17 protein-coding genes are annotated in these 23893 nt (G+C 62.9%); 10 read left to right on the forward strand and 7 right to left on the reverse strand.

What is annotated here, in order from left to right:
- The first annotated feature begins 5 nt into the window (after positions 1–5).
- Entirely contained in the window at positions 6–995 is a 990-nt protein-coding gene (locus tag JJB99_RS16990; RefSeq protein WP_200499795.1) for a glycosyltransferase family 2 protein, read from the forward strand.
- Between the two features lie 180 nt (positions 996–1175).
- Here JJB99_RS16990 and JJB99_RS16995 read toward each other — a convergent pair whose 3' ends face one another.
- The 3 genes from JJB99_RS16995 to JJB99_RS17005 form a co-directional block, all read right to left on the reverse strand.
- On the reverse strand, positions 1176–2198 hold the full coding sequence (locus JJB99_RS16995; RefSeq protein WP_200499796.1) for an NAD-dependent epimerase/dehydratase family protein: 1023 nt from the start codon (positions 2196–2198) through the stop codon (positions 1176–1178).
- Positions 2195–3340, reverse strand: coding sequence for a hypothetical protein (locus JJB99_RS17000; protein WP_200499797.1), 1146 nt, complete (start codon positions 3338–3340; stop codon positions 2195–2197). The genes JJB99_RS16995 and JJB99_RS17000 overlap by 4 nt, the downstream gene beginning before the upstream one ends.
- 216 nt (positions 3341–3556) lie before the next feature.
- Positions 3557–5011 (reverse strand): sugar transferase, encoded by a 1455-nt coding sequence (locus JJB99_RS17005; RefSeq protein ID WP_200499798.1) that lies wholly within the window; start codon positions 5009–5011, stop codon positions 3557–3559.
- Between the two features lie 483 nt (positions 5012–5494).
- On the opposite strand from JJB99_RS17005, the gene JJB99_RS17010 reads away from it, so the two are divergent.
- The gene (locus tag JJB99_RS17010) at positions 5495–7291 is read left to right on the forward strand and encodes a carbamoyltransferase family protein (RefSeq protein WP_200499799.1); all 1797 of its coding nucleotides are present in this window, start codon (positions 5495–5497) and stop codon (positions 7289–7291) included.
- A gap of 44 nt (positions 7292–7335) precedes the next feature.
- Here JJB99_RS17010 and JJB99_RS17015 read toward each other — a convergent pair whose 3' ends face one another.
- Positions 7336–8574 (reverse strand): glycosyltransferase, encoded by a 1239-nt coding sequence (locus JJB99_RS17015; protein WP_246775277.1) that lies wholly within the window; start codon positions 8572–8574, stop codon positions 7336–7338.
- A gap of 251 nt (positions 8575–8825) precedes the next feature.
- Between JJB99_RS17015 and JJB99_RS17020 the strand changes: the two genes are divergently transcribed.
- Complete coding sequence (locus JJB99_RS17020; protein ID WP_210347645.1) at positions 8826–9908, forward strand: alpha/beta fold hydrolase; 1083 nt, start codon at positions 8826–8828, stop codon at positions 9906–9908.
- A gap of 180 nt (positions 9909–10088) precedes the next feature.
- Here JJB99_RS17020 and JJB99_RS17025 read toward each other — a convergent pair whose 3' ends face one another.
- A complete protein-coding gene (locus tag JJB99_RS17025; RefSeq protein ID WP_200499801.1) occupies positions 10089–11723 on the reverse strand; it encodes a substrate-binding domain-containing protein in 1635 nt (544 codons plus the stop codon).
- 342 nt (positions 11724–12065) lie between these two features.
- On the opposite strand from JJB99_RS17025, the gene JJB99_RS17030 reads away from it, so the two are divergent.
- The 5 genes from JJB99_RS17030 to JJB99_RS17050 all read left to right on the forward strand — a co-directional run bounded on the left by JJB99_RS17030 (position 12066) and on the right by JJB99_RS17050 (position 19111).
- Positions 12066–13229, forward strand: a complete 1164-nt coding sequence (locus tag JJB99_RS17030; RefSeq protein ID WP_200499802.1) for a peptidylprolyl isomerase — start codon at positions 12066–12068, stop codon at positions 13227–13229.
- Between the two features lie 107 nt (positions 13230–13336).
- Complete coding sequence (locus JJB99_RS17035) at positions 13337–14611, forward strand: hypothetical protein (RefSeq protein ID WP_200499803.1); 1275 nt, start codon at positions 13337–13339, stop codon at positions 14609–14611.
- Between the two features lie 233 nt (positions 14612–14844).
- Positions 14845–16020: a hypothetical protein gene (locus JJB99_RS17040; protein WP_200499804.1), complete on the forward strand. Its 1176-nt coding sequence runs from the start codon at positions 14845–14847 to the stop codon at positions 16018–16020.
- Positions 16021–16223: 203 nt separating this feature from the next.
- The gene (locus tag JJB99_RS17045; protein ID WP_200499805.1) at positions 16224–16853 is read left to right on the forward strand and encodes a class I SAM-dependent methyltransferase; all 630 of its coding nucleotides are present in this window, start codon (positions 16224–16226) and stop codon (positions 16851–16853) included.
- 71 nt (positions 16854–16924) lie between these two features.
- Positions 16925–19111: a glycosyl hydrolase family 28-related protein gene (locus JJB99_RS17050; protein WP_200499806.1), complete on the forward strand. Its 2187-nt coding sequence runs from the start codon at positions 16925–16927 to the stop codon at positions 19109–19111.
- A gap of 4 nt (positions 19112–19115) precedes the next feature.
- On the opposite strand, the gene JJB99_RS17055 is transcribed toward JJB99_RS17050, so the two are convergent.
- Positions 19116–19748 (reverse strand): hypothetical protein, encoded by a 633-nt coding sequence (locus tag JJB99_RS17055; protein ID WP_200499807.1) that lies wholly within the window; start codon positions 19746–19748, stop codon positions 19116–19118.
- Between the two features lie 297 nt (positions 19749–20045).
- On the opposite strand from JJB99_RS17055, the gene JJB99_RS17060 reads away from it, so the two are divergent.
- Both JJB99_RS17060 and JJB99_RS17065 read left to right on the forward strand, forming a co-directional pair.
- Positions 20046–22307, forward strand: coding sequence for an AAA family ATPase (locus JJB99_RS17060; RefSeq protein ID WP_200499808.1), 2262 nt, complete (start codon positions 20046–20048; stop codon positions 22305–22307).
- Between the two features lie 413 nt (positions 22308–22720).
- Positions 22721–23086, forward strand: a complete 366-nt coding sequence (locus JJB99_RS17065; RefSeq protein ID WP_200499809.1) for a helix-turn-helix domain-containing protein — start codon at positions 22721–22723, stop codon at positions 23084–23086.
- Positions 23087–23182: 96 nt separating this feature from the next.
- Here the strand turns inward: JJB99_RS17065 and JJB99_RS17070 are convergent, their stop codons facing one another.
- Positions 23183–23893, reverse strand: coding sequence for a transglutaminase-like cysteine peptidase (locus tag JJB99_RS17070; protein ID WP_200499810.1), 711 nt, complete (start codon positions 23891–23893; stop codon positions 23183–23185).

The raw sequence follows: 23893 nt of genomic DNA on the forward strand, positions 1-23893 counted from the left end.
CCGCGATGACCGAAATGCACGCTATCATCCTCACGCTCGACGAGGAGAAGCACATCGCGCGCTGCATCGAGAGCATCCGCGATCAGTGCGCGAGCATCCTCGTCGTCGATTCGGGCTCGAAGGACCGCACCAGGGAGATCGCGATGGGCCTCGGTGCCGAGGTGATCGAAAATCCCTGGATCAACTACGCGACCCAGACCAACAAGGCGATCGCGGCCTGCGCCGGCAAGACCGGCTGGCTGATGCGCATCGACGCCGATGAATATCTCACGCCGGCATCGGCGGCCGGGCTGCACGAGCTGCTGGAGCGGCAGCCGCGCGACGTCGGCGGCATCGTCGTCCGCCGCCAGATCGTGTTTCTCGGACGCCGCATCAAATGGGGCGCGATCGAGCCGAGCTGGCAGCTCCGGCTCTGGCGCGCCGGGCAGGGCTCCTGCGAGCAGCGCTGGATGGACGAGCACATCGTCGTCACCGGCAAGGTGGTGCGGTCGACGATCGATCTCGTCGACGAGAACCTCAACTCGCTCGACTGGTGGACCAGCAAGCACAATCGCTATGCTTCGCGCGAGGTGATCGACATCCTCGCCTCGCGCGGCCTGCTCGGCGGCAACATGGACATCCAGCGCCACAGCGCGTCCTGGCAGGCCAAGCTCAAGCGCTTCGTCAAGGAGCGCGTCTACGAGAAGCTGCCCGGCGGCGTGCGTCCGCTGCTCTTCTTCCTCTACCGCTATTTGGTGCGGCTCGGCTTCCTCGACGGCAAGCAGGGCTACTATTTCCACATCCTGCAAGGCTTCTGGTATCGCACCCTGATCGACGCCAAGCTCGACGAGATCATGGCGCTGGCCAAGCGCCACGGGATTCCGGTCAGCGAGGCCGTGCGGCTCGCGACGGGATTCGACCCGAACGTTGCAGTGATAGCGCCGGCTGAACCGCCGCCGCGGGTTATCACGGTAGACGGCGAGGCCAGCCGCGCGCGGGCTGTCGCGCACGGGTAGGGCCGAGGACATTGGCACTTTCGTTGAGTTTTGGTTTTGAAAGAGGGTGAAGAACGCCCTCAGCGGCGGGGCAGCCATCAACCAAGCTGCGTTGATTTAGCCGACATATACTGACGCAAGGTAGTGCCGCATCCGATCCCGGACGCGGCACAGTCGACATCAACACGTTCTTCTGGCTCCTCACTCCGCAGCGACGATCTCCCGCTGGCGAACCACCGGCTTCGGCGCGTCCTTGGGGCGCTGCGTCTTCTGGACCTGCTGGTCGATCCAGGCATAGGTTTTGGCGATGCCGCTCGCGAGCGACTGCGATGGGCGCCAGCCGAGCTTCTCGAAGATCAGCTTGTTGTTCGAGTTGCGGCCGCGCACGCCGAGCGGGCCGGGGACGTGGCGCGGCGTGATGGTCTTGCCCGCGATCTCGGCGGCGATCGCCGCGAGGCGGTTGATCGAGACCATTTCCTCCGAGCCGATATTCACGGGTCCCGCCCAGTCCGAGCGCATGAAGCGGATCGTGCCCTCGAGGCATTCGTCGATGTAGAGGAACGAGCGGGTCTGCTCGCCGTCGCCCCAGATCTCGATCTCGCCGGGGTTGCCGGCCTGCGCGACCTTGCGGCAGATCGCCGCCGGCGCCTTTTCCTTGCCGTCGTTCCAGGCGCCTTCGGGCCCGAAGATGTTGTGATAGCGCGCGACGCGGGCCTCGAACCCGTGGTTGCGGGCGTAGGCGGCATAGAGGCGCTCGCTGAACAGCTTCTCCCAGCCATATTCGCTGTCGGGTGCCGCCGGATAGGCATCGCTCTCGGCAAGGCCGGCGTTTTCGGCCTCGAGCTGGCGGTATTCCGGATAGATGCAGGCCGACGACGAGTAGAAGATGCGAAAACTGTTGCGGCGCCGGCAGGCCTCGAGGATGTTGAGGTTGATCTGCGCCGAATTGTGCATCACCGAGGCGTCGTTCTCGCCGGTGAAGATGTAGCCCGCGCCGCCCATGTCGGCGGCGAGCTGATAGACCTCGTCGAAGCGGGTATCGACGGCTTCGTGGCAGACCGCGAGATCCCTGAGATCGCCGACGATGAAATCGTCGGCCGGGGTCTGGCTGAAGCGGGGATATTTGAGGTCCACGCCGCGGACCCAGAAACCTTCCGCCTTCAGGCGCTTGACCAGATGTGACCCGATGAACCCGCCTGCGCCGCAGACCAATGCCTTCTTCATACGCTGCTCCTGACTAATCGTAGTTTCCTGGATGACGATGCACTGTGGTTCGCACCGAAATCTTCGAGGGCCTGCGCGCATCGCTCGCTGTCGCCGACATCGACGTGGACATACGAGCTGGACTTGCGCTGGTCGCAGAGGAGGTGAACGTCGGATTCCGTGGGGCCAATGAACATCACCGGCAGATCGGAATCGACGCAGGCATAAACCTTGGACGGCAGCACGTAGCCGACGAAGGCGTTCTTCAAGGTGATGAGATGCGCGTCGGGCGTCCGCAGCAGCGAGGCGAGCCGGTCCAGCGGCACGAGGTCGGTGCGGATGTACGGCACCTTGGCTGCGTCGAGTGCCTCGGCGACGGTGGCCGCGCCTTTCCCGATGGCGTTGAGCCAGAGCAGGACTGTTCCCGAGCCCTGGTTGTGGTGTTCGATGTATGCGCTGACGAATGTCGCGGTGTCGTGCGCGATGCCCCAATTGCCTGAATAGAGCAGGAGGAACTTCCCCTCGGTCTGTGCCGGGCGGGCGAGCGGCGGGGTGTCGGGACCGATCGCGATCGGGGAGGGATCGCGCTTGAGCACGAGGCGCTCCTTGGCCACACCGATCTCCTGCAGCCGCACCGCCTGGTCGTGGCCGAGCACCTCGAAGGTGTCGACCCGCCGGCGCCAGAACAGCGTGAGGGCGAGGACAAGCTTGAGGAACAGGCTGGCGCTGCCGCGTTCGGCGATGGCGCATTCGGGATGGAAATCCGTGATGCGATAGATCAGCCGCTTGCGCAGCAGCACGTTCAGCGGCGCGATCCAGTGCAGGAACAGCGGCGGACTTCCGGTGAAGAGGACCGTATCGGCCTTGCGGATGAAGGGCAGGGCAGCCCGCAACAACCTGGTGTTGGTTGCGACGGTCCAGCGGATGCGGGCCGAGGTCCTCGCCTTGTCGTAGGCGGGGACCGGCACCTTGACGATCTCGAGCGTACCGCCGTCGAAACGTTCGATGGAGCTTTCGGCTTCGCCCGAGGTCAGCCCGACCAGCGTGACGTGAAGGCGGCGGTCGCGCGCGAGTTCGCGGGCGAACAGTACGGAATACTGCCCCACCGCGCCGAAGTCGGGCGGGAGCCAGTCGCAGATGTAGACGAGACGGGAGGCGGACATGACCAGTGGGCTCGTTTGCTCAGCGAACGTGCGCGGTCAGGCCGCGGATGTGCCGCTCGCGACGTCGCATATCCGGGCACTCGGGCCACATAACATAGATTCCGCTGATCTGAATGATATGTGTAGGTGACGCTATGGTAGCAACATGTCGCCTTCACGACACGTGAAGCTTCGCGCCGAGGCCGCCGGGATGGCGGCGATCTCGTGCGTTTCGATTCAGGCCTGCATCTGCTCCAGTTCGCGCCAGGCTTGCGCGATCGCGTCGGTCTCGACCTTCTCGCCGAACAGGATCATCGGGATCGTGCCGAGGGCGATCTTGATATCCAGCATGAAGGACATGTTCTTGACGTACCAAACATCGAGCGCTGCCTTATCGGTCGGCGAGATCGCGCGTCCACCCTTGATCTGGGCCCAGCCGGTGAGACCCGGACGAACCAGGAGGCGGGCCGAATAATCCGACGGCTGGTCGATCGGCAGCAGCGGCCGGGGTCCGACGAACGACATGTGCCCCATCAGGATGCTGATCAGCTGGGGCAGCTCGTCGACCCGGGTTCGGCGCATCGCGTTGCCGATCGCGGAAATCCGCTGCGATTCCAGTCTGCGGCGGCCTTGCGCATCATGTGCGGCAGCCATGGTGCGGAACTTGAAGACCTTGAAGGGCTGCGCGCCGAGCCCGGGACGTTCCTGCCAGAACAGCACAGGGAATCCGACGTTCACGATCGTGACGATGGCAACGAGGCTCATGAGGGGGGCCAGCATCACCAGAAGGACCGCCGCGAGGACGATGTCGAGCGCCCGCTTGACGGTGCGATAAGGCGAGTTGGCCAGACCTGCGTCAGCTTTTACGTTCAGCGCATAAGTCTGTGTTCGCGTCTCCGGCGCATCGCCGCTGCGCGCCGCTTCGCGGCTGGGACGGTCCGAGGCGAGTTTCTCATCGAGGAATTCGAGCGGGATCGCGTTGGAAGCTTCGATGGCAAACAGGGCTTCGCGTGCCTGGATCGACAGCTCACGAAGCGGAACCGCGAGCGCGATCCGCGTGATGACGACGCCGTGGACTTCGAGCGTACGGACGATGTCAGCGACATCTTCCGGTGCGCCGAGAACGCGATGCGACAACAGCGACTGTCCCCTCGGAGCCCGCGAGTCCAGCAGGCCGATGACGCGCACGCGATCGCGGGCATAGCGGGTGATGCAGTGCAGATAGAGCTCGGCGAGTTCGTTGACGCCGACGACAAGGACGGATTCAGCGGCAGGAACGACCACATCCTGCGGCCAATCGCTCGGCGTGCGCCGCATATGCCAGAGCCGGCTCGCGATCCGGGCTCCGATCATCAAGGTGATGGTGATGAGTACCTGGAGTAGCGGCAACGCCCGCGAGACCCCGTCGAGCCGGTTGGCGATGAAGGTCAGGACCGCGGCGCCAGCCACGATCGCAATAACTGCGGCGACGATGTCACGATAGTTCTGCGGAGAGCTGTATCTCCACACCGCCCTGGTGACGCCGGATAAGGGCAGCACAATCGCGGCTGTGGATACCGTGAGTAGTCCGTAGGGGATGAGGGCCAGAAGGTGATCGCCCGAAAATTCGAGATTTTCGCGGAGCACCGACGAGGCAACCAGCGCGATCGACACCAACGCCAGATCCACCAGCAGAATGCGCAATGATCTCATGGCAATATACCGTTCAATCCCTTGTCATTTCAGAGATATTTGCCGCTTCCACTGCCGTTCCGAGCAGGTATCTCGCGGTTAACATTCGGTTAACATTAGTCTGTGACATCGGGGCGACATCACAACATCAGTTAGAAAGAGTTCCACAAGACACCCGAGGTCGTTGCGGGAGCCGCGATGCTGCCGAAAGCTTTGCAGGAACTCTTGGCAGTGCAGCCGACGACGCTGCAGGCCGGACCATGACGCGTCATCGCGGTGCTCCACGACGCCGCGACGTCATTGCGATGCTCTCATGTCATCGTAACATAATATGACGTGGTGTATCCCGTGCCGGCATTGCCGGGACCGAAACGTGCCGAACGGGCAGGTTGCGGGCTTGGCGGCCGTAAGGTGCGTGCCCGGGGCTCGCGCATAACGTTCCGCGTAACACGCGCGCCGACGCAGCAAGCCGTGCGGCGGGCGTTAGAGGAGACGGGTGGGCAGATGACCGCGATCCTGGGGCTGAATTTCAATCACGCCGACGCATCGGCCGCGCTGATCCTGGACGGCAAGGTCGTCGCGGCTGTCGCCGAGGAACGCTTTGGGCGTCGCATCAAGCATGATCCCTCGTTTCCGGAACACGCGGTCAGGTCGGTCCTTGCGATCGGCGGGATCAGCGTCAAGGACATCGATCTCATCGCAGTGCCGCGCGATACGCAGCAAAATCGGCTGAGCAAGGCCCTGTATGTCCTGCAAAATCCCTGGCAGGGCGCACAGGCGGTGGCGGAGCATCTGCGCCGCGCCAATGCCGAGAAGGGGACTGCCGATCGGGTTGCGGAAGCATGCGGCGAAGCGCCCGGCTCGCTCCGGGCCAAGGTCGTCAATATCGAGCATCATATCGCGCACATCGCGAGCGCCTATTATTGCTCGCCATTCGAAGGCGTGACCGCCGGCTTTTCCTACGACAGCAGCGGCGATTTCGTGAGTGCGATGGCCGCGCGATGCGAAGGCAGCCGCATCGAGGTGCTCGATCGGGTATCGTTGCCGAATAGCCTCGGGTTCTTCTACACGGCCTGCTGTCAGTACATCGGCTTCGACGGGTTCGGCGAGGAGTACAAGGTCATGGGCCTTGCCCCCTATGGGGAGAACACCTATGCCGAATTCATGCGCAGCCTGGTGAGCTCGCCGGATGACGGCTGGTTCCGTCTTGCCCCCGGCTGGTTCGGAATGCATTCGGGCGGCGAGAGCGGCGGAATGGACGACCGCAACGCGATCGTGACGGGCACGCTCTACACCGACAAATGGGCCGAAAAGCTGGGCCCGCCACGCCAGCGCGGCGACGAGTTGACGCAGCGGCAACGCGACATTGCCCGTTCGTGCCAGGTACGGTTCGAAGACGTCGCGATGGATTGCTTCCAGAAGCTTCACGATCGGGTTCGCAGCAACCAGATCGCCTATGCCGGCGGATGCGCGCTCAACGGCGTCGCGAATGCGCGGCTGTTGCGCGACACCCCGTTCGAGAATGTCTATCTCCAGCCGGCCGCCTCCGACGACGGCCTGTGCATCGGGGCCGCCATGTGGGCCTGGCACAACGTTGCCGGCAGATCGGAGCGCTTCTACATGAAGCACGCCTATTGGGGCCCGGAATATTCGGACAGCGTCGTGTGCAAGGCGGCGGAAGCCTCCGGCTTCCCGGTTCACCAGGTGTCGCGCGCCGAACTGCCGGAGGCGGCCGCCCGGCTGATCCGGGCGGGCCTCGTGATCGGATGGTATCAGGGCCGGTCGGAATGGGGCCCGCGCGCCCTCGGCAACCGTTCCATCCTCGGCGATCCGACCCGGTCAGACATCAAGGACCTCATCAACGCCAAGATCAAGCGCCGCGAATTGTTTCGTCCCTTCGCGCCGACCATCGTGCGCCACGAGGTCGCCAAATATTTCGAGCAGGACGTTTTCAGTCCGTTCATGATGCACGTCGTGAAGGTTCGTCCCGAGTGGCGCGAGCAGCTGCCGGGCATCACGCATGTCGACGGCACCGGCCGCCTCCAGAGCATCGAGCGCGAGACCAACCCGCTGTACTTCGACCTGATCGAGGCGTTCGGACGCCAGTCCGGCATTCCGATCGTTCTCAACACCAGCTTCAATGAGAACGAGCCGATCGTCGACACGCCGGAGCAGGCCGTGAGCTGCTTCACGCGAACCGGGCTCGATGCGCTGTGCCTCGGCAACTACATTGTCGCCAAGCCGGAGCACGAGGCGCTCGTGCGCGACGTGTGCCGCTCGCAGGAAGCTGCGGCGGGCTGAAGCCCGTCATTCCATTGCGCTGCAGGTCGCAACGAGGCGCTCGGCTACGAGATCGCTCGCGCAGCCATCCCCGGAGTCTGGGTGCGAGCTGTCGCAATCTCGGAGAGCACCCGGCCAAGTTGCTTGGCCGGAATGCTGATCTCGAAGCGATCCAGAAAGCAGTCGCGGGCGGCCTTGCCCATCGCGTTCTTCTCCGACTGAGGCAGCGACACGAAGCGCGCCAACATGTCGCCAACGCCGGCAGCGTCATCGGTCGAGACCAGTCCGGCGGCATCCGAGACGACTTCACGCCAGATGTTGACCTTGTCGGTGATCAGGACCGGCCTGCCGGCCGCAAGGGTCTCGGCAACCGCAACGCCGAAGTTCTCCTGATGTGATGGCAGCACGAAAGCATCGCAGGCGCGCAAGGCGCCCCATTTGACGTCGCCGAACACCGTGCCGGGCCAATGGATACGACGTTCAATGCCGGCCGCGCGTGCCTGGGCCTCGAGCTCGCTCCGCCATCCGACCTGATCCGGGCCTGCGATGACCAGATCGAGTTCGGGGTTCGCGGCCGCAATCTCGGCGAAGGCCGCGATCAGCAGGTCGCAGCCCTTCTTGGGATGGATGCGGCCGAGAAACAGCAGAAATGCCCGCTCGCCGAGGGCAGGCAGGGATTTGCGAAACGCGCCGATCTGTTGTTCGCGATCACCGCGAATGTCCGCGGTCCCATAACCGACAATTCGTTCACGGGCGCGATATGGCCAGAACGTGTTGCGGGCGCGGATCATCTCGTCTTCCGTGGTGAACAGCACGGCGTTGGCCTGCTTCAACAACGGGCCCTCGGAGAAAGCCCACAGCGCCTGCTTCATTGCATGCTTCAAGCTCCCGCGCGCCCATGGATCCAGCATGCCATGCGCAAACACGACATAGGGAACGCCGGATCGCGACAGGACCTGGCGCGATCCGAGCGTTGAATAATTCCAAAGTCCGTTGACCACCGCGATATCATAGTCGCCGACATGCGATCTGAGCCATGGCACGAATTTGGGCGCATATCCGTAGTGGGTCCACAGCCAGTTCAAGGGACCGGATGGATGGCTCAGCCTGCCGCTCCCGACTGCGAAGGTCGGCACGGGACATTCGCAGACCCAGGGGTCGTCTGGACCGTCCAGACTGACGATATGCGTTTCCATTCCGAACGCACGCCGGCTCTCCGCCTGACGCAGCAGGCCCTCGATGGCCCCGCCACCGCAGGGATCGACGGATGCTATGATCTCGAGAACGCGCAATGATGACTTCATCGGTGGCTTCACATCCGAATATGATCCATACGATATATGGACCGGCGAGCGATACCAAATTGATTGCCGCCGTATCAAGCGGTTGCGCTGGATGCCGCCGGCCGGGCGGCACGGCAGGATTCATCAGACTGTCAACGAGGGCTGCCATCACGGTGCGCTGGCGACATTTGCGGGGCGCGCCGACGGCATCGCGACAGACGGCAAGGCCGCGCAAACCGGGGGCTGGGCGGTTCGCCGGAAGGAATGCGACGATGAGCGATGCAATGACACCCAACGCACAAGTCGGGGCAGCGCCGATAGAGCCATCATTTTCAGTTCAGGAGACGGTCCTCGCGATCTGGCAGCGCACGACGGGCCCGAAGGGGCAGCAGGCGAATCCGGATCTGCGCCACATCGGGATCGGCGTCAGGCGGGTGGTTCGTTTGCTGGATGAGATCGAATGGTCGCTCGGCAAGAGGATACCGATCGGGACTGCGTTAAGGCTGGGCACACCGGAGGCCATTGCGCAGGCCATCGTGACGGATCGATGGCCCGAGCCGTCGCCGTTGCTGCTTCTGAAGGATGGCGACGATCGTCCGCCGCTCTATCTGATCGCCGGCGTTCGCGGGACTCTGTTTGAAGTCGTGGCGCTGGCGCGGGCGTCGCCGTTCCCCGGCAAGATTTGGGGATTCCAGCCACCCGGCTTCGAGGGCGACACGCCGCGTTTCGAATCCATCGAGGCGACCGCAGCCTTGTTCGTCAAGCATCTCGGCGGTGATCGGACCGATCCGGTCAACCTTGTTGGATACTCGATGGGCGGTGAGATCGCGATCGAGATGGCAAGGGCCCTGCGCTCGGACAATCGCAAGCTGGGATTAATCGGCCTCATCGACACCAACGTCGTGGAAAGACACTGGTCGCTCACGACGCGGCTGCGATACGCGGCCCGGCGTTCGCAACTGCGCGTGTGGGGATTGTTTGAGGCTCCGCCGGGGCAGCGCCTGGAGACCTTGCTCAATATCGTCCGCCCGCTGATCCGTCGCCTGATCGGTCAGTTCACCTACAATGCCGAATTCACGCGCTATTACGAATCCTCACTCGACGAGAGGATCAAGGTGGTCAAGGACCTCGCGCTCGAGGCCTATGAGCGCTACGTGCCACCCGTGGTCGACTTTCCCGTCGTCCTGTTCAAGTCGTGGGAATCGGCCAAGCGGGATCTCGTCGATCCCGTCGATACCTGGCGACCGAAGGTACCCGAACTCGAAGTGGTCGAAGTCGACGGGACCCATGCCAACATGATCTTCCCTCCCTTTGTGCACGGGCTGGCAGCCGAGATTTCAATCCGCCTGTCCTAGTCATCATCTCACCGGGATTCGTCTTTCGCGGTCTGCGCGCGCGCAGGCGCGCGGCCGAGTGCACGGCGTCATCGCGGCCGGCCGGCGCGATGCATTTGCTCATGTGGGGCGCGAAAAAAAATGCACCCGGCCGAAGCCGGGTGCACGTGCCATCGTTTGATGGAGGCCTTGAGCGCTAGATCAGGCGCCCTGCCTGGTCGAGCAGACCGGGTTGCTCGAGTCGCCGGCATTACCCATCATCGACGGGCCGCCCGTGATGAGCGGGATGATCGGGTCGCGCCAGGCGTTCGGGATCGCGGCGAAGCCCTGCGAGTTGAGAATCGCAGTGGCGGCCGTGTCGTAGTAGTGGAACCCGATGTAGTTCATCATGTTCTGGAACGTGCCGAGGCCGAGGCCCGAGTCACGGGTCTGGCTGTAGCACTGATAGAAGTCCAGCCAGGTGAAGCCAGCAATCGGATACGAATTCGGCGTGGCGGGGTTCGGAACCTCAGACTGCGAGCTCCAGTTCAGCGGGTTGGCGATCGCGTTGGCGTCCGGCAGGATGGGGCTGACGGCAGCCATCGAGTTCTTGATGCGGGTCGGCGAGGGCCACTGGAAGGCGCCCGTGTTGTTGTCGACGTCATACTGCGACTGGATGTTGGCGACCTTCATGCCGGTCGAAAGGACCGGCTGCGCGAAGTCGGTGGTGGAGTAGCCGATCGCACCGTTGGTGGCCTCGATCGTGGTCTTCACGCCGCCGTTGGTGCTGGCACCAACGAACGTGCCGCCGCCCGGATTGTTGTTGAGCGGCACAGCCGGCGTGCAGAGGTCGTTGCCGAAATCTGGCCAGTTGATGAGGTTGCTTGCGCGATAGAGAGCGTCGGGGCAGGCCGCCTTGGTGCGGTCGCTGAAGCGGAACTCCCACGAGCGAGTGCTCGGGGACGAACCGAGCGCATCGGCCGTGTTGAGCGGGCCGGTGACGCCCTGGCACTGACGATAGAGGGCATTGACGAAGAGGAAGTTGGTGCCGCTGCCGTCGGCGCGGTGGACGACCGTGATCGTGCCGGTGCCGAGGGCAACGTTGTTGTTGGACTTCTTGAGCTCGGGGTCGTTCCAGGCGGTGATGTGGCCGGTGAAGATGCCGCACAGCGCCTTGCGGGTCAGGTTCAGACCGGAGTAGTTGCCCGGATAGCCGAACGTGGTCTTGTCGGCGGTTGCACCAGCGGGAACCGCGTTCTGGATGTTGAGCGGCGTACCGTTGCCGTCCTTGCCGTTGAACGCGATCACGACGGCGCCAGCCAGAGCCGGCATCTGGATGATGTTGCCGTACTTGGCCTGGTTGCCCGAAGCAACATAGTTCGCCGCGTCAGCCGCGTTCCAGACGTCGTCGCTGCCGATGAACTGCACCGACGGATAGCCGTACTTGTCGGTCCAGCCGGGAATCCAGCCGGAGACGTAGGGCAGGTGAACGGGGGGCGCAGTGCCGAAGCCGGTGCTGTTGGAGGAGCCGTCATGGGCGATCAGCGCGCGCTTGCCACCGCCAGAGCCAACCGGAACGTAGAGGATCTGCATGAACAGACCGCTGTTGTCGCCGGTCGAGCTCGGGCAGGCCGGGTTGATCGGATAGGCGGGCTCGAACGCACCACCGGGATAGGGCCAGGTCGGGCCGGCGGGATTGCCGTCGACTTGAACCGAGTGGCAGTCGAAGAGATTACGATATACCGGTGCCGGGAACGACGCGCCTCCCGCGTAAACCAGCTGAGCTTCGGCTGGTGCAGCCAGACCGCAGGTGCCGATGGCAGCCGAGGCCAGCAAATACGCTTTCCAGTTTCTCATTAGAGACTCCTGTTCAATTTCTCAAACTCCCGACCTTCTCCCCCAACGGGCATCGTATCGGGCGCGGCGGACCCTAGTCAGACTTTGTTATGTTTTAACGTTACATTTGTGAACTAGATAACATGATTGAATGATATGCGAGCCGCGCATCGTTTGCGCTGACGTCGTTTGCGCTGACTTGGCGTGCGCCGTTTTGAGGTTTCGTGATGGCATTGAGAGCGAAATGTTGCCGCGTTCGCCTTGCTTTTCTGCGAGCCGCGTCGCGCCCGCATCGGCAATTTTCACGCGATCCAATTGTCGCGACATCCGATTTTCGTGTCGCGCCGACGCCGTCGATGGTGAGTGGATAACATCACGGAGTCGATAGTCACAAATCATTCTTGTCCACATTATATTAGCGTCAGGCTTGGATCACTACAGACGCATCCTGGTCATGCCGAGCGGCACGACCGGTTGCGCTTGCAGGGGCCTCGTGTTCCGACGCCGCTACCGCGCAGCCACGATGATGCAATTCGAAATCTGATCGAGGGTATGATGGTTCTCTATCGTGGTCGTCGCCAGCAGCCGTCTGGCGTGTATTCTCGAATGGTGGTGGGACTCGCAGTCGCGACGAGCCTCTGGTCTGCGAGCGGACCGGGCTACGCCCAGTCAAGCGACACGGTCCTCGCCAAGGTCAGCGACTTGGTCGTCGCCAGGGTTGACGACATGGTCATTGATGCCCGCGACTACGAATTGGCGCAGCAGATGTTCGTGCATGACCTGAAGGGATTGGATCCAAAGGCGCGCCACGACTTCCTTGTGCAATACCTCATCGACGTCGCGTTGATGTCGAAGGATGCGCAGAAGAAGGATCTCAAAATCGACGAGGCTGCCCTGCAGCGCAACGTCGAGTTCCTGCGCAAGAAAGCGCTGATGGAGAGCTGGCTGGGCGACGTCGCGCGTACTGCGGTCACGGACGATGCGGTTCACGCGTTATATGATCAGGCGGTCAAGGATTCGGCCGAGCCCCAGATCCGCATGCGGACCATGCTGTTCAAGGTCGATGCCGCCAACGACGAAAAAGCGGTCAAGGCCGCAGAGGATCGCGCCAACGAGGCGGTCGCCCGCATCAAGAAGGGCGAGGAGTTCACCAAGGTCGCCGAGGACATGACGGGAACGTCTGTGCCCGCCACGCTCAAGGAAGCGGCCTATCAGGGCCGCCAGCAGATGAAGCCGGAAATTGCGAAAGTCGCGTTCGCGACCGAGGTCGGAAGCACCTCGGCTCCGATCCGGACCGAGCAGGGCTGGGAGGTTCTCAAGGTCGAGGACAAGCAGACGCGAAAGCCGTTGGACTTTGACACCGTGCGGGAGCGGTTCGCAGCCGTTGTCGGGCGAAAGGCTCAGCTCGCGGCTATGGAGAAGCTGCGCTCGGAAGCAAAGATCGAGCGGCTGGACCTTCCCGAGCAGCCGCAGGATCAGGCCGCCAGGACGCCGACTGAGGGTGCCAAGGTGAAGGCGCCGAACTGACCGCGCACTCGGCGGTCGCGCCGAACGGCGGCGGAAGAACGCGATCGGCCGAGCGCGTCAGCGATTTCGTCGATCGTTCCAGATCAATGCGGGAACAGGAATTGCCAGTGAAGGCACGGTTGTCGTCGGCCGCCAATATCGGCCTCCTGTTCGGCGGCTACGGCTTCGGGCAGGGAGCCGTGTTCCTTGCCCAGACCTGGTTGATTGCCGCCGGCGAGTATCGCTTGCTCGCCTCCTTCGGGACTCATTTTCTGTTCGCCGTCCTCGGCAGCCTCGTGGTCGATGCTGGTTCGAGCACCACGCTGGCACGTCACGCGGCATCTTCCTCCCGTGAGACGGGCGCTCAGGAGCTCTCGAAAGCATTTTGGGACACGGGCGTGTTTCGAATGCTGCTGGCGATGGCTCTGGTCGTCGCCGCAGGCATCTACGCGCTTGCTTTCGCCCCGGACGGATTTTCCCGCAACTATGCGCTGTTTGCGGCGCCCGGCTTACTGGTCGTGGCCTGCAACGCGGCGGGATTGCTGGACGGATTCAAGCTCAGCGGTCTCAGCGGGATGAGCGCGGCGTTCCCTTACGCGAGTTCGGCTCTCGTTCTGGTCATTGCCGCAAGATACGCCTCGCCGGAAGCCGCGGGCGCGGCTCTCGGCGCGGCATTCGCGGCCGGATGCTTGCTCATGGTCGCAATGCAGTGGATCGCGCTCGGCAAACTCGGCTGGCGGCCGCATGCCCGCACCACGACGCTGCGCGGCCTGCGAAGGGCGGCACGGGAAGGCGGGGCCATGCTCTGTGTCCACTTGCCAGCACAACTCTACGGCCGGGCCCAAGTAGTCCTGAGCGCGGCTTGGTTCGGTCCCGAGACGACGGCGCTTTTTCTCTATGCCAAGCAGATCGTCACGGGAGCGCTTCAGATCGTCGCCTTCGTGCAGCGGGTCGAATTCCCGACCCTTGTTGCGTGCATGTCGGGTCATAACGAAAATCCGCTGGCGACAGTATTCCGGGCGCAGAAATTGGTGGCCGCTACGGGAATTGCCTTCACGGTGGCGGTGTCGGCGGCGGGACTGGTCGCGGCAGGATTCCCGGAGAGCCGCTTCAGCGCGGTTGCGCCGCTTCTGAGCGCGTTTTCCCCGGCCATTCTGACAGTCACCGCGGTGATCATGATGATGCAGGGGCTGGCTGCAACGGGGGCCTATGAGGGCCTTGCCCTGGACATCGCGATCTTCCACCTGGTCGGGGTTGCGGCCAGCTACGTCTTTCTGGACAGGCTGGGCGTGTATGCCTTCGTCGTGGCCGACATCTTGTCGACCTTGCTCGGCATCCTGCTGCTCGCGCTGCGGCTGGGCAGATCGAAGCCGCAGATTGCGGCGATCGGGCAGCGGCCGTGACTGCGGCAGCGAGCACAGGGCTGCGCAGCCTCGCCGACCGGCCGAGAGCCCTCCAAAGACATCGGCTCGTTACCACCGCGACGCTCATGAGGCTCAGCTTCTTCTTTGGATACTACACACTCAACGTGCCGTTCGCAGCCGACAAATTCGTAGTCGTGCTGACGGTCCCGTGCTTCCTGATCTGCTGTTACAACGTCTCGCGAATAGCAGGACCCTACGCCACCGTCGAGGACATGCTCTGGCTGCTGATGTTCGTGTTCTTCGTCATCGCGCCCTGTCAAACTCTCAGGTTCGGACATTTCGAGAATGAAGGACCGGTCACAGGGTTATTTTTTACCAGCGCGGAGATCGCAACGGCCTTCGGCATCATCTTACTTTTCGTCCTGACCGCGACCGTCACCAGCATTCTGGTCAGGCGGCTCGTACCGGCGGCGGAGCCCGCACGCTACAGGTTGAGGGACAGCGCCTTGCCTGTCCTGTTTGTCCTCGGCGTACTCGGCTTCGCCGTTTTCGCGGTCAGTCAGGGAGGCATGGGGAACGTCCTGGCCGATCGGTATTCCAAGGAATTGTCCGACGATGGTGCCATGGGTACTGTGGGACTCGCAGCGCTGGCGCTGGAGATGGTCGCTTGTCTCCTGATCGCGGTCTATGCGAAGTGCATGCCTCATCGGCGAAACGCCGGCCCGTCTGTCGTCATTTGGGCTTCCCTCGCGCTTGCCTTGCTCTTTGTCGCCCAGAATCCGTACAATACGGCGCGGTTCGTTTTTCTCATCGCCTGGTTGCCGATCGTTTTGGTTTTTATCTCCGGGAAACTCGGCATCAGGACATTCTATCTGGGCGTGCTGATCGGCCTCGTGGTCGTCATGCCGATGCTCAATCTCACCTCGAGATCCGGCGCCTCGCTCGCCGAGGCCATCGAAGTCGTCGACTTCTCCAGCGTGCTCACGATTCCCGGCCTCGATGTTCTCGACATGCTCGTTTACGAAGTGCGATATCTGGAATTGTCGGACTTCTTCTGGGGATGGAAGACGGTTGGTCTGGTGTTGTTCTTCGTGCCGCGCAGCCTTTGGCCGGCCAAGGAGACGGTTCTCGCCAGCGACATGGGGACCGTTCTGGCCGATCTTGGGGCGGCAGCAATACCGAACCTGTCGGGCTTCGTGGCCGGCGACTTCTATGCCGACCTTGGCATGTCCGGCGTCGTCATCGGCGCGGTCATGGTCTCCTTCCTGCTCACGTTTTTCGGGACCAAGCGGGCGGTCCTTGTGCACGGGATGGATTTGCGTGCGTTCGTCTTCATGGCCTCGGCGCCGATTCTCGTCCGCGGCTCGCTGGGCTCAGTGGTCTCGCTGACTTTCGTCGAGATGATCATTTTGGCGGTGCTGACCCGCATCCTGTGCCGTCGGTCGTGATCCCTGGTCCAGGGACCACGGGGAAGCGTCTCGTCGATAACATGATTTACGTGAATCGACTGTCCGGTGTGTGATGCGATGTTATGATTTCGCGGCAACGTCCATGGCTACGTCTATTGGGCGTACCGTAGGCGGATCGGCGCTCGCCGATCGTGTCCTGCTGCCGCGACGGGGTGTGGCCGCACAACGGTTAGGAGATGCGTATGGAACAGCTCGAATCGATCTCTGGATACACCTTTGACGATGCGGAGCTGGACGTATCGCACGACATTCTTCTTCCGTGCGTGCTTGCCGTCCTTGAAGAGCGCGGCGGCAGGAAGGGTACCCGGATCATGGATCTCGGTTGCGGCAACGGGGCGGTCGCCGAGCAGTTGCACCGCCGCGGTCATTCGGTGGTCGGCGTCGATCCCTCCGAGTCCGGCATCCGGTATGCGCGCGAAAAATATCCGCATCTTCAGATCGATCGCGGCTCGGCCTACGATGCATTGTCGGAAAAATATGGCCAGTTCGACTTCGTCGTCAGCCTCGAAGTCGTCGAGCACCTCTACAATCCGCGTAAATACGCTGCGACCGTTTGCAGTCTGCTCAAGCCGGGCGGCACCGCGATCATCAGCACGCCCTATCACGGATACTGGAAGAACCTGACGATGGCCGTCACGGGCAAGCTCGACCACCATTTTACGGCCCTGTGGGATCACGGCCATATCAAGTTCTGGTCGTACAAGACCCTTCGGATGCTTCTCGAGGAGGCAGGTCTCCGTGACGTCCAGTTCCACCGCGTCGGACGAATTCCTCCGCTGGCCAAATCGATGCTCGCCGTCACCCGGAAATAGAACTTTACCTTTTGGCAGGCCGTTCGCACGTCGTCACGGACGTCGCAGGGCGGTACCGGGGACGTAATTGCATGTTTCGATCGGTCTGCATCGCACTCGCGCTGATGGTGCTCACGGTTGCGGGTGCGGCCGCGCAGCCGCAGATGTTCTGGTACAGCGATCCCGTTGGGCCGGACGATACGGTGATCGTCACCGGCGCACAACTTGATGCAGTCACCGCGACTAGCATCAGCCGCGTTCCAGACGGTGCGACAGGGCAAGCCGCTGCGCCGCGGTCGGTGGAGTTGATCCAGAAGGACGCGCAATCCCTGAAGTTCGTCGTTCCCAAGGAATTTGCTCCGGGGATCTATCGCTTCACGTTAACTTATCCCCAAGGCGAAATCTCTGGCCGCCTCAACCGGCCAACCGTCTATTGGATGCAGGCGAGCCTCGGCGACGCGGTGTCGCCCGGCGGAACCGTGCGCGTGTTCGGACGCAATATCGTGCGGCGGCCGGACCAGGCGAAACTCGTTCTGGTTCCGGAACGCGCGGGCCAGCCGGTCACATTGAGGCCGGGTGGAGGGAATCTCTGGAACGGGAGCTTCCGTCTGCCCGACACGGTAGCACCAGGCGACTATCGCGTGCGGCTCTCGAACGGCGACGGCATCGACGATGATTTCGTCGACGTAGAACGCATTCACGTCGTTCCCGCCGCAACGGAGACACCTGCGATCTTCAACGTCCGCGAATATGGTGCACTCGGCGATGGCGTCATTAACGCAACGCGGGCGATCAAAGCGGCGATCAGTGCGGCCCAGCAGAGCGGCGGCGTCGTCTACCTTCCGCGGGGGCGGTATCTGATAACGGGCCCGCTCATGATCCCATCCCATGTGACCCTCAGGGGCGAGCGTACGGATCTCGTCAATCTGGTCTGGCAGGATGTGGAGGATCCGCCGGAAGCGCTGATTAGCGGTACATCGCACTTCGCCATCGAGGATCTGACGATCTACACCTCCAGACATGGTCATGTCGTTGTCGGTGGCTTTCTCAACGGTGTGCCGATCCCGGGCGCCTCCGAGATCGCTCTCCGTCGCGTGCGCATTCGCGCCTCGGCCTTTCGCGGCCATATGTCTCCCGAGCAAACCTTTCAGCGGATGCAGAAGATCGACCGGCAATTTGGTCAATCGCTGGACACCATTCGGCTGACGGGCGACAAGCTCGCGGTGACAGATTGCGATGTCGTCGGATCGGGCCGAGCGCTCTATTTGCTCAAGGCAAGCAACACCGTCATTTCCGGCAATGTTCTCAACAATGGCCGGTTCGGCTGGAACTCGTTCACCGGCTCAAATCGCTTCATTTTCGAGAACAACACGGTCACGGCTGCCGATCTCCAGGGCACCGGCGGTTCGATCAATACGCTTGCGCCCGACGTCACCGGTTCGGAGAATGTGTTCTTCGCCAACAATGTCTTCAAGGCGATCTACGGCTGGGATCGTGAAGCGGTGTCGAGCGACGGAGGCGGCGGCTTCTATTTCGGCCCCGCCTTGAGCGTTGCCCCGGACCGGCTATCGCTGACCGGGCCAGCGAACGAGCGCGTGATCGCAACGACCTGGTCGGGCGCCGTCGTCATGGTCGCGGACGGGCGGGGGGCCGGCCAATTCGCGCGCGTCGCAAGGTTCGATCCGGCCGCCGCGGACAAGCCGATGTCGATTGCACTCGACCGCAAGCTCGCGGTCGAGCTCGATGCGACGTCGATCGTCACCGTGGTCCAGATGCATCAGAACTATCTGGTCGTCGACAACACATTCGAGGACGTCGGTGTTGCCGCGCAGTTCTACGGCACCGGCCTCAATCATGTGCTGGCCGGCAACGTCGCCACAAGGACCGGAGGCTTCTTCGACCGCGCCTTGATCTATCACCATTTCCAGCCGAGCTGGCAGGTTCAGATCCTCAACAATCGTATCACCGAGGGCAACGCGTACCAAGCCGGTCCCGATCGCACGATTGCGTCCGGCGAAGCCCTGATCGCGGTCCAGGCCGTGCGACCGCCGAACATGCTGAAGCAACCACCTCTTGTTCGTGCCGTGATCGTGCGCGGCAACCGGATGGAGAACGACTCCCACATCGAGATCACCGGCGTAACGCCGGTCTATCCGGGCGTGCGTGACGTTGTCGTTGAGAACAATGTGATTGGCGCATCGCGCGTCGGCTTGGTGATCGACCGCGGCGTGCTGCTGGCGACCGAGCGGCGCAACACGGTCAATCTCATCGACAGGTAGGTATTCAGCGGGCCGATCCGGTCGAGGCTCTTGCCGTGCAACCTGCGGTGAGCGCGCGGAGGGCGTTCCGGAAGCCATCGAGGCGAACGAGGCCCTTCACCGCCGCGCGGGGCGGGGCTTCGATCACAGCGGACACGTCCTCGACCGATGGCCAAAAGTCCCGGGCGAGCTCGGCTGCCTCGGGAGGTAGCAGGACGAGAGCGCCCGGCGGGACGGGCGTTGCTCGGAAACTGCGTGCCGAGGCGCCGGTCCTGAACGTCACGAGCGGGCGATCGCGGGACGCGTAGGGCGTGATGACTGCGATCATCACCTCCACCCCCGGATCGCCGCAGCGAAGCATCAGGCCGGCGAAATCCCGGTCCGAGCTTGCCGGTTCGCCGGGGTGAACGATCGAGACGGCGGCCTTGCCGCCCTGCGGATGCGGCGTGCGGATCAATCTCCATTTTCCCATTGCCGCGGGATCGGACGTCGCATCGGTATTGGCCGCCGGTGCGGAAGGCGCATCGGGGCTTGCTTCGATGCTCTCGAAGCAGCGAAGCCTCTCGGTACCGTCGGCAATCGTCCGGCATCGGTTGAGAGCGGCTTCGCTGACCTGTTCCGCTGAAACCGACTGTCCTGGACCAATGAGCGCCACCACGAGAGCTGCGATCGCTGCGACGGGACGATGACGCCGGGCCATGGATGAGCTTGGTCGATCTATTTGAGACGGAGGAGCGGGAGCGATCGCATGTGCCTTGATACTTGTGACGCGAAGATGACGTCGGCATCGGAGCTTTTATTTCGTCGAAGCGGCGGACGATACGTCTTGTGCGTAGAGACCGGACGGTCGGCTTCGGCGGAGCGTCTCCGGTGACCCGGGCCGCACGTCATGCGGCCGGAAAGTTGAGGATTTGGACGAGGCTGCGCCAATGGTGCGGATCCTCGGCGGACAACGATGGATACCCGAACGGCGATATCAGCCAAGCCAATCGATCAGATCGACCGCGAGAGTCTCGGCGGGACCATCTCCGTGTCCGATCTGGTCGAGCAGATCTGGGGCTTCATCCGGCGTCAATATCTGGTCTTTCTGATCGTCTCGGCCTGCTCGGTCGGTCTTGGCCTCGTCTATCTGCTGACGACGCCGGCGCGCTACACCGCGCACGCGATGATGCTGATCGACTCCAGCAAATTGCGTGTCATGCAACAGCAGCAGGTGTCGTTCGCCGACACGCCGCTCGACACCACCCAGGTCGAAACCCAGGTCGAAGTGCTGAAATCCGACGGCATCGGGCTCGCCGTCGTCAGGGAGATGCGCCTCACTGAGGACGCGGAGTTCGTGGGGAGCGGCGCGGGGCTCTGGGGGACCGACAATTCGGCGCAAAATGCCGAAAGCCGGCTGTCCCAGGCCCTCGTGACGTTGCTGCGTCAGCGCATCATCACTCGGGTCGGCCGCACCTACGTTCTCGACATCGCCTTTACTTCGCTCAGTCCCGATCGTGCCGCCCAGATCGCCAATGGGATCGCCGAGGCCTACATCGTCGACCAGCTGGAATCGAAATACCAGGCCACGCGCCGGGCCAGCAAATGGCTTCAGGACAGGATCACGGAACTGCGCGAGCAGGTCTCCGCCGTCGATCGCGCCGTGCTCGACTACAAGGAAAAGAACAAGATCTTCGACATCGCTGTCGCCCCTGCTGCCGGCGGCTCCAGCGCCAGCGCGCGCTCTCTGGAGGAGCAGCAGCTTGCGGAGATTTCGAGTCAGCTGAGTACCGCGCGTGCCGCGAGCACCGAGGCGAAGGCACGGCTCGATCGCATCCAGGAGGTCCTCAAAATGGGGATTCCGGATGCCTCCGTGGTGGATTCGCTGCGAAGCGAGATCGTCATCCGGCTGCGCAACCAGTACCTCGACCTGGCCGCGCGCGAGGGTCTTCTCTCGCAACGCTACGGCAGCGATCATCAGGCCGCCATCAACGTGCGGGCTCAGATGGAGCAGATCCGCCAGTCTGTCAGTGACGAGCTGCGCCGTATCGCGGAAAGCACCAAGAGCGAGTACGAGATCGCAACGGCGCGAGAACAGTCGCTCAAGGACAAGCTCGCGGACATGGTCTCGGACGCGCGGATCACCAACCGCGAACGCATCGGCTTGCGCGAGCTCGAAAGCAACGCCCAGGCGATCCATACGATCTATGACAGTTTTCTCCAGCGCTACATGGAAGCGATCCAGCAGCAATCATTTCCGATTACCGAGTCCCGCGTCATCAGCGCGGCAGGTGCGCCAAAGCAGAAGAGCAGTCCGCGTGCTTCCGTCGTCCTGGGACTCGCAACCGTCATGGGTCTTGTTCTCAGTCTTGCGGTCGCCGGCCTGCGCGAGGCACTCGACCCGGTGTTCCGGAGCAGGCGGCAGGTCCAGGAAACGCTGCAGGTCAAGTGTCTCGCCGTCGTGCCGCTTCTGGACGCGCCGCCGCGGTCGCGCTTGCCCAGGCCATGGCGACGAAACGTCGTGCAGGATGTCGCGCCGCCGGCCGCCGCGGATGGGATGTTCGGCCGGGCGGTTCTCGATCCATCGTCGCTGTTTGCCGCATCATTGCGTTCGATCAAGGTTGCCGTCGACGTCAGCACCGCCGGCCAGCGCAGCAGGGTCGTCGGCTTGCTCTCGATGGCTCCGAACGAAGGCAAGTCGACCATCGCCAGCAATCTCGCCGAACTGGTCGCGCACCTCGGCAAGAAGGTCATCCTGATCGACGGCGACCTTCGCAATCCGACCATAAGCCGTGCGATGGCTGCCGACGCCACGAGCGGCCTGCTCGAGGTTCTCGCCGGAACGATCGGGCTGCAGACTGCCGTCCGTACGGAGCGGGGGCTCGCCTTCCTGCCGACGATCATCGGGCCCCGCGATGTTCGCGGCAGCGAACTGCTCGGCTCGGAATCCCTGAAGCTGCTGATCGACGAACTGCGGGACACGTACGACTACATCATCATCGATTTGCCGCCCCTCGGTCCCGTTGCAGAGGTCCGGGGGACCGCAAGCATGATCGATTCATATGTCCAGGTGATCGAGTGGGGCAGGTCGCGCAAGAACACGGTGCGACAGCAGCTGCTCGGAGCTCCCGAGATCCACGAGCGGCTGCTCGGAGCGGTCCTCAACAAGGTCGATCTCAGGGTATTCGGCCGGCATGAGACGCTCGACACCGTCTACGGCCAGAGCGGCTACTACTGAACGCAAAAGCTGCTTTTTGTCTTGAGAACGTCTCAAGGTAGTACAGCCTCGTCCTCGCCTCGACCTGCGGCGGCCCCTACAGTCGGCCGCATGATCGGCCGTTGGCCGCAGCTTCGATTTTTCCTTTAAATTCTTGGTCGAATTTGCGATGCAGGTTGCAGGGGGTGAGGGCGGCTGAGTCTGGAGGGAATTTTGGGAGGACGCCAGTGTGTGCTAACAGGGCCATGGGGATTCCGGCCAGGGGGCATCGGGCAAGCGCAAATTAACCATTGGCGCTGCGGTGATGGTGCGGAAGGCTTTACTGTTGGGACAATTCGGGCCAAGCCTATCGCGACCTTTCATTAGCAAGTTGAAAAGGTTAACTAATCCGCTTTACGAAGGTCAAAGCGGGGACATTGGCCGGAGAGGGCGAGATGGTCGGCAGGAGACATGATTCGCGGGAAATATCGGACAAGCTGGCCCAGGCGGATCAACTCGCGGCCAAAGGCAAGACCCAGCGCGAGATATCAAAGGCGCTCGGCGTAAGCATCATGACCTATCATCGCTGGAAGAAGATGCTCAAATCTTCCGAGCCGGAGATGGATGGTGCGGGCGGCAGTATCGACAGCGGCGCGAGCGTTCCGCGCGATGCCGGCTCCAAGGATACCATCCAGCGCCTGGAGCGCGAAAACGCGCAACTGCGGCGCCTTGTCACTGATATGCTGCTCGAGAAGCTGAAATACGAGGAGGAGCTGCGTGCGCGTCAGGAGCCGCGGCTGCGGCGTCCCGAGAAGGGCTAAGGCATGATCCGGAAAAGTGCGCAGCGGTTTTCCGAAAAGATCATGCTCAAACAACACCTAAGGCGCGATAACGATTTATCCTAATCTCATCGCGCGTTAGGGCCTGATCCCCAAGGGGGGAGGCAGCGGAAGGGGCGAGGGCGAAGACGCGACCGCGACGTCAACCGCCGGTTTGGCCGGCTCGGGGCCGAACGACACCCAGACGTTCGGATCTGTTGCGCTCTGTCGCGACAAATAGCGATAGTTCGTCTCGTACCAGAACAGGATTTCCGGCGTCTGGTTGTCGAGGATCATTTCGCCACGATTGGACCGCACGGTCAGCACGGCATGACGCGTCCTGTTCTGGCCGCGCTCCTCGACGATGGTGATCAACAGCGCGCCCTGCGGCCAACCGGTCTTCACGAGCAGCCGGCGCTTGAGCAGGACCATGTCTTCGCAATCGCCCCGGTCGAGCGGATAGGCCCAGCGCTCGGTTTTTCCATAGAGTTCGGCATCGCTGGTCCACGTCACGCGGTCGTTGACGTATTTGTTGATCCGGTACAGTTGCTCGAGCAGTTCCGGCGTGAGCGTCACATCGCGCGCCTGATCGGCCAAGGGTTTGCATTCGTCGGCATTGGCGGCGCAGAGCTGCAGCCATCCGCTCGGCGCCTTGGTGGCCGAGCCGATCGCGGCGAACAGCGCCGGACGGGCGAGGAAGGCGTGAGCCGGGAGAGCATCCCAGGCGAACACGGCGGCCGCGGCAGTCGCCGCGACTGTCCACGCGCCAAGCCGTCTGGCGGTTCGTCGCTCTCTGCAGAATCTCGTCAT

Origin of the sequence: Bradyrhizobium diazoefficiens (assembly GCF_016616235.1) — a bacterium.
Taxonomy (GTDB): Bacteria; Pseudomonadota; Alphaproteobacteria; order Rhizobiales; family Xanthobacteraceae; genus Bradyrhizobium; species Bradyrhizobium diazoefficiens_H.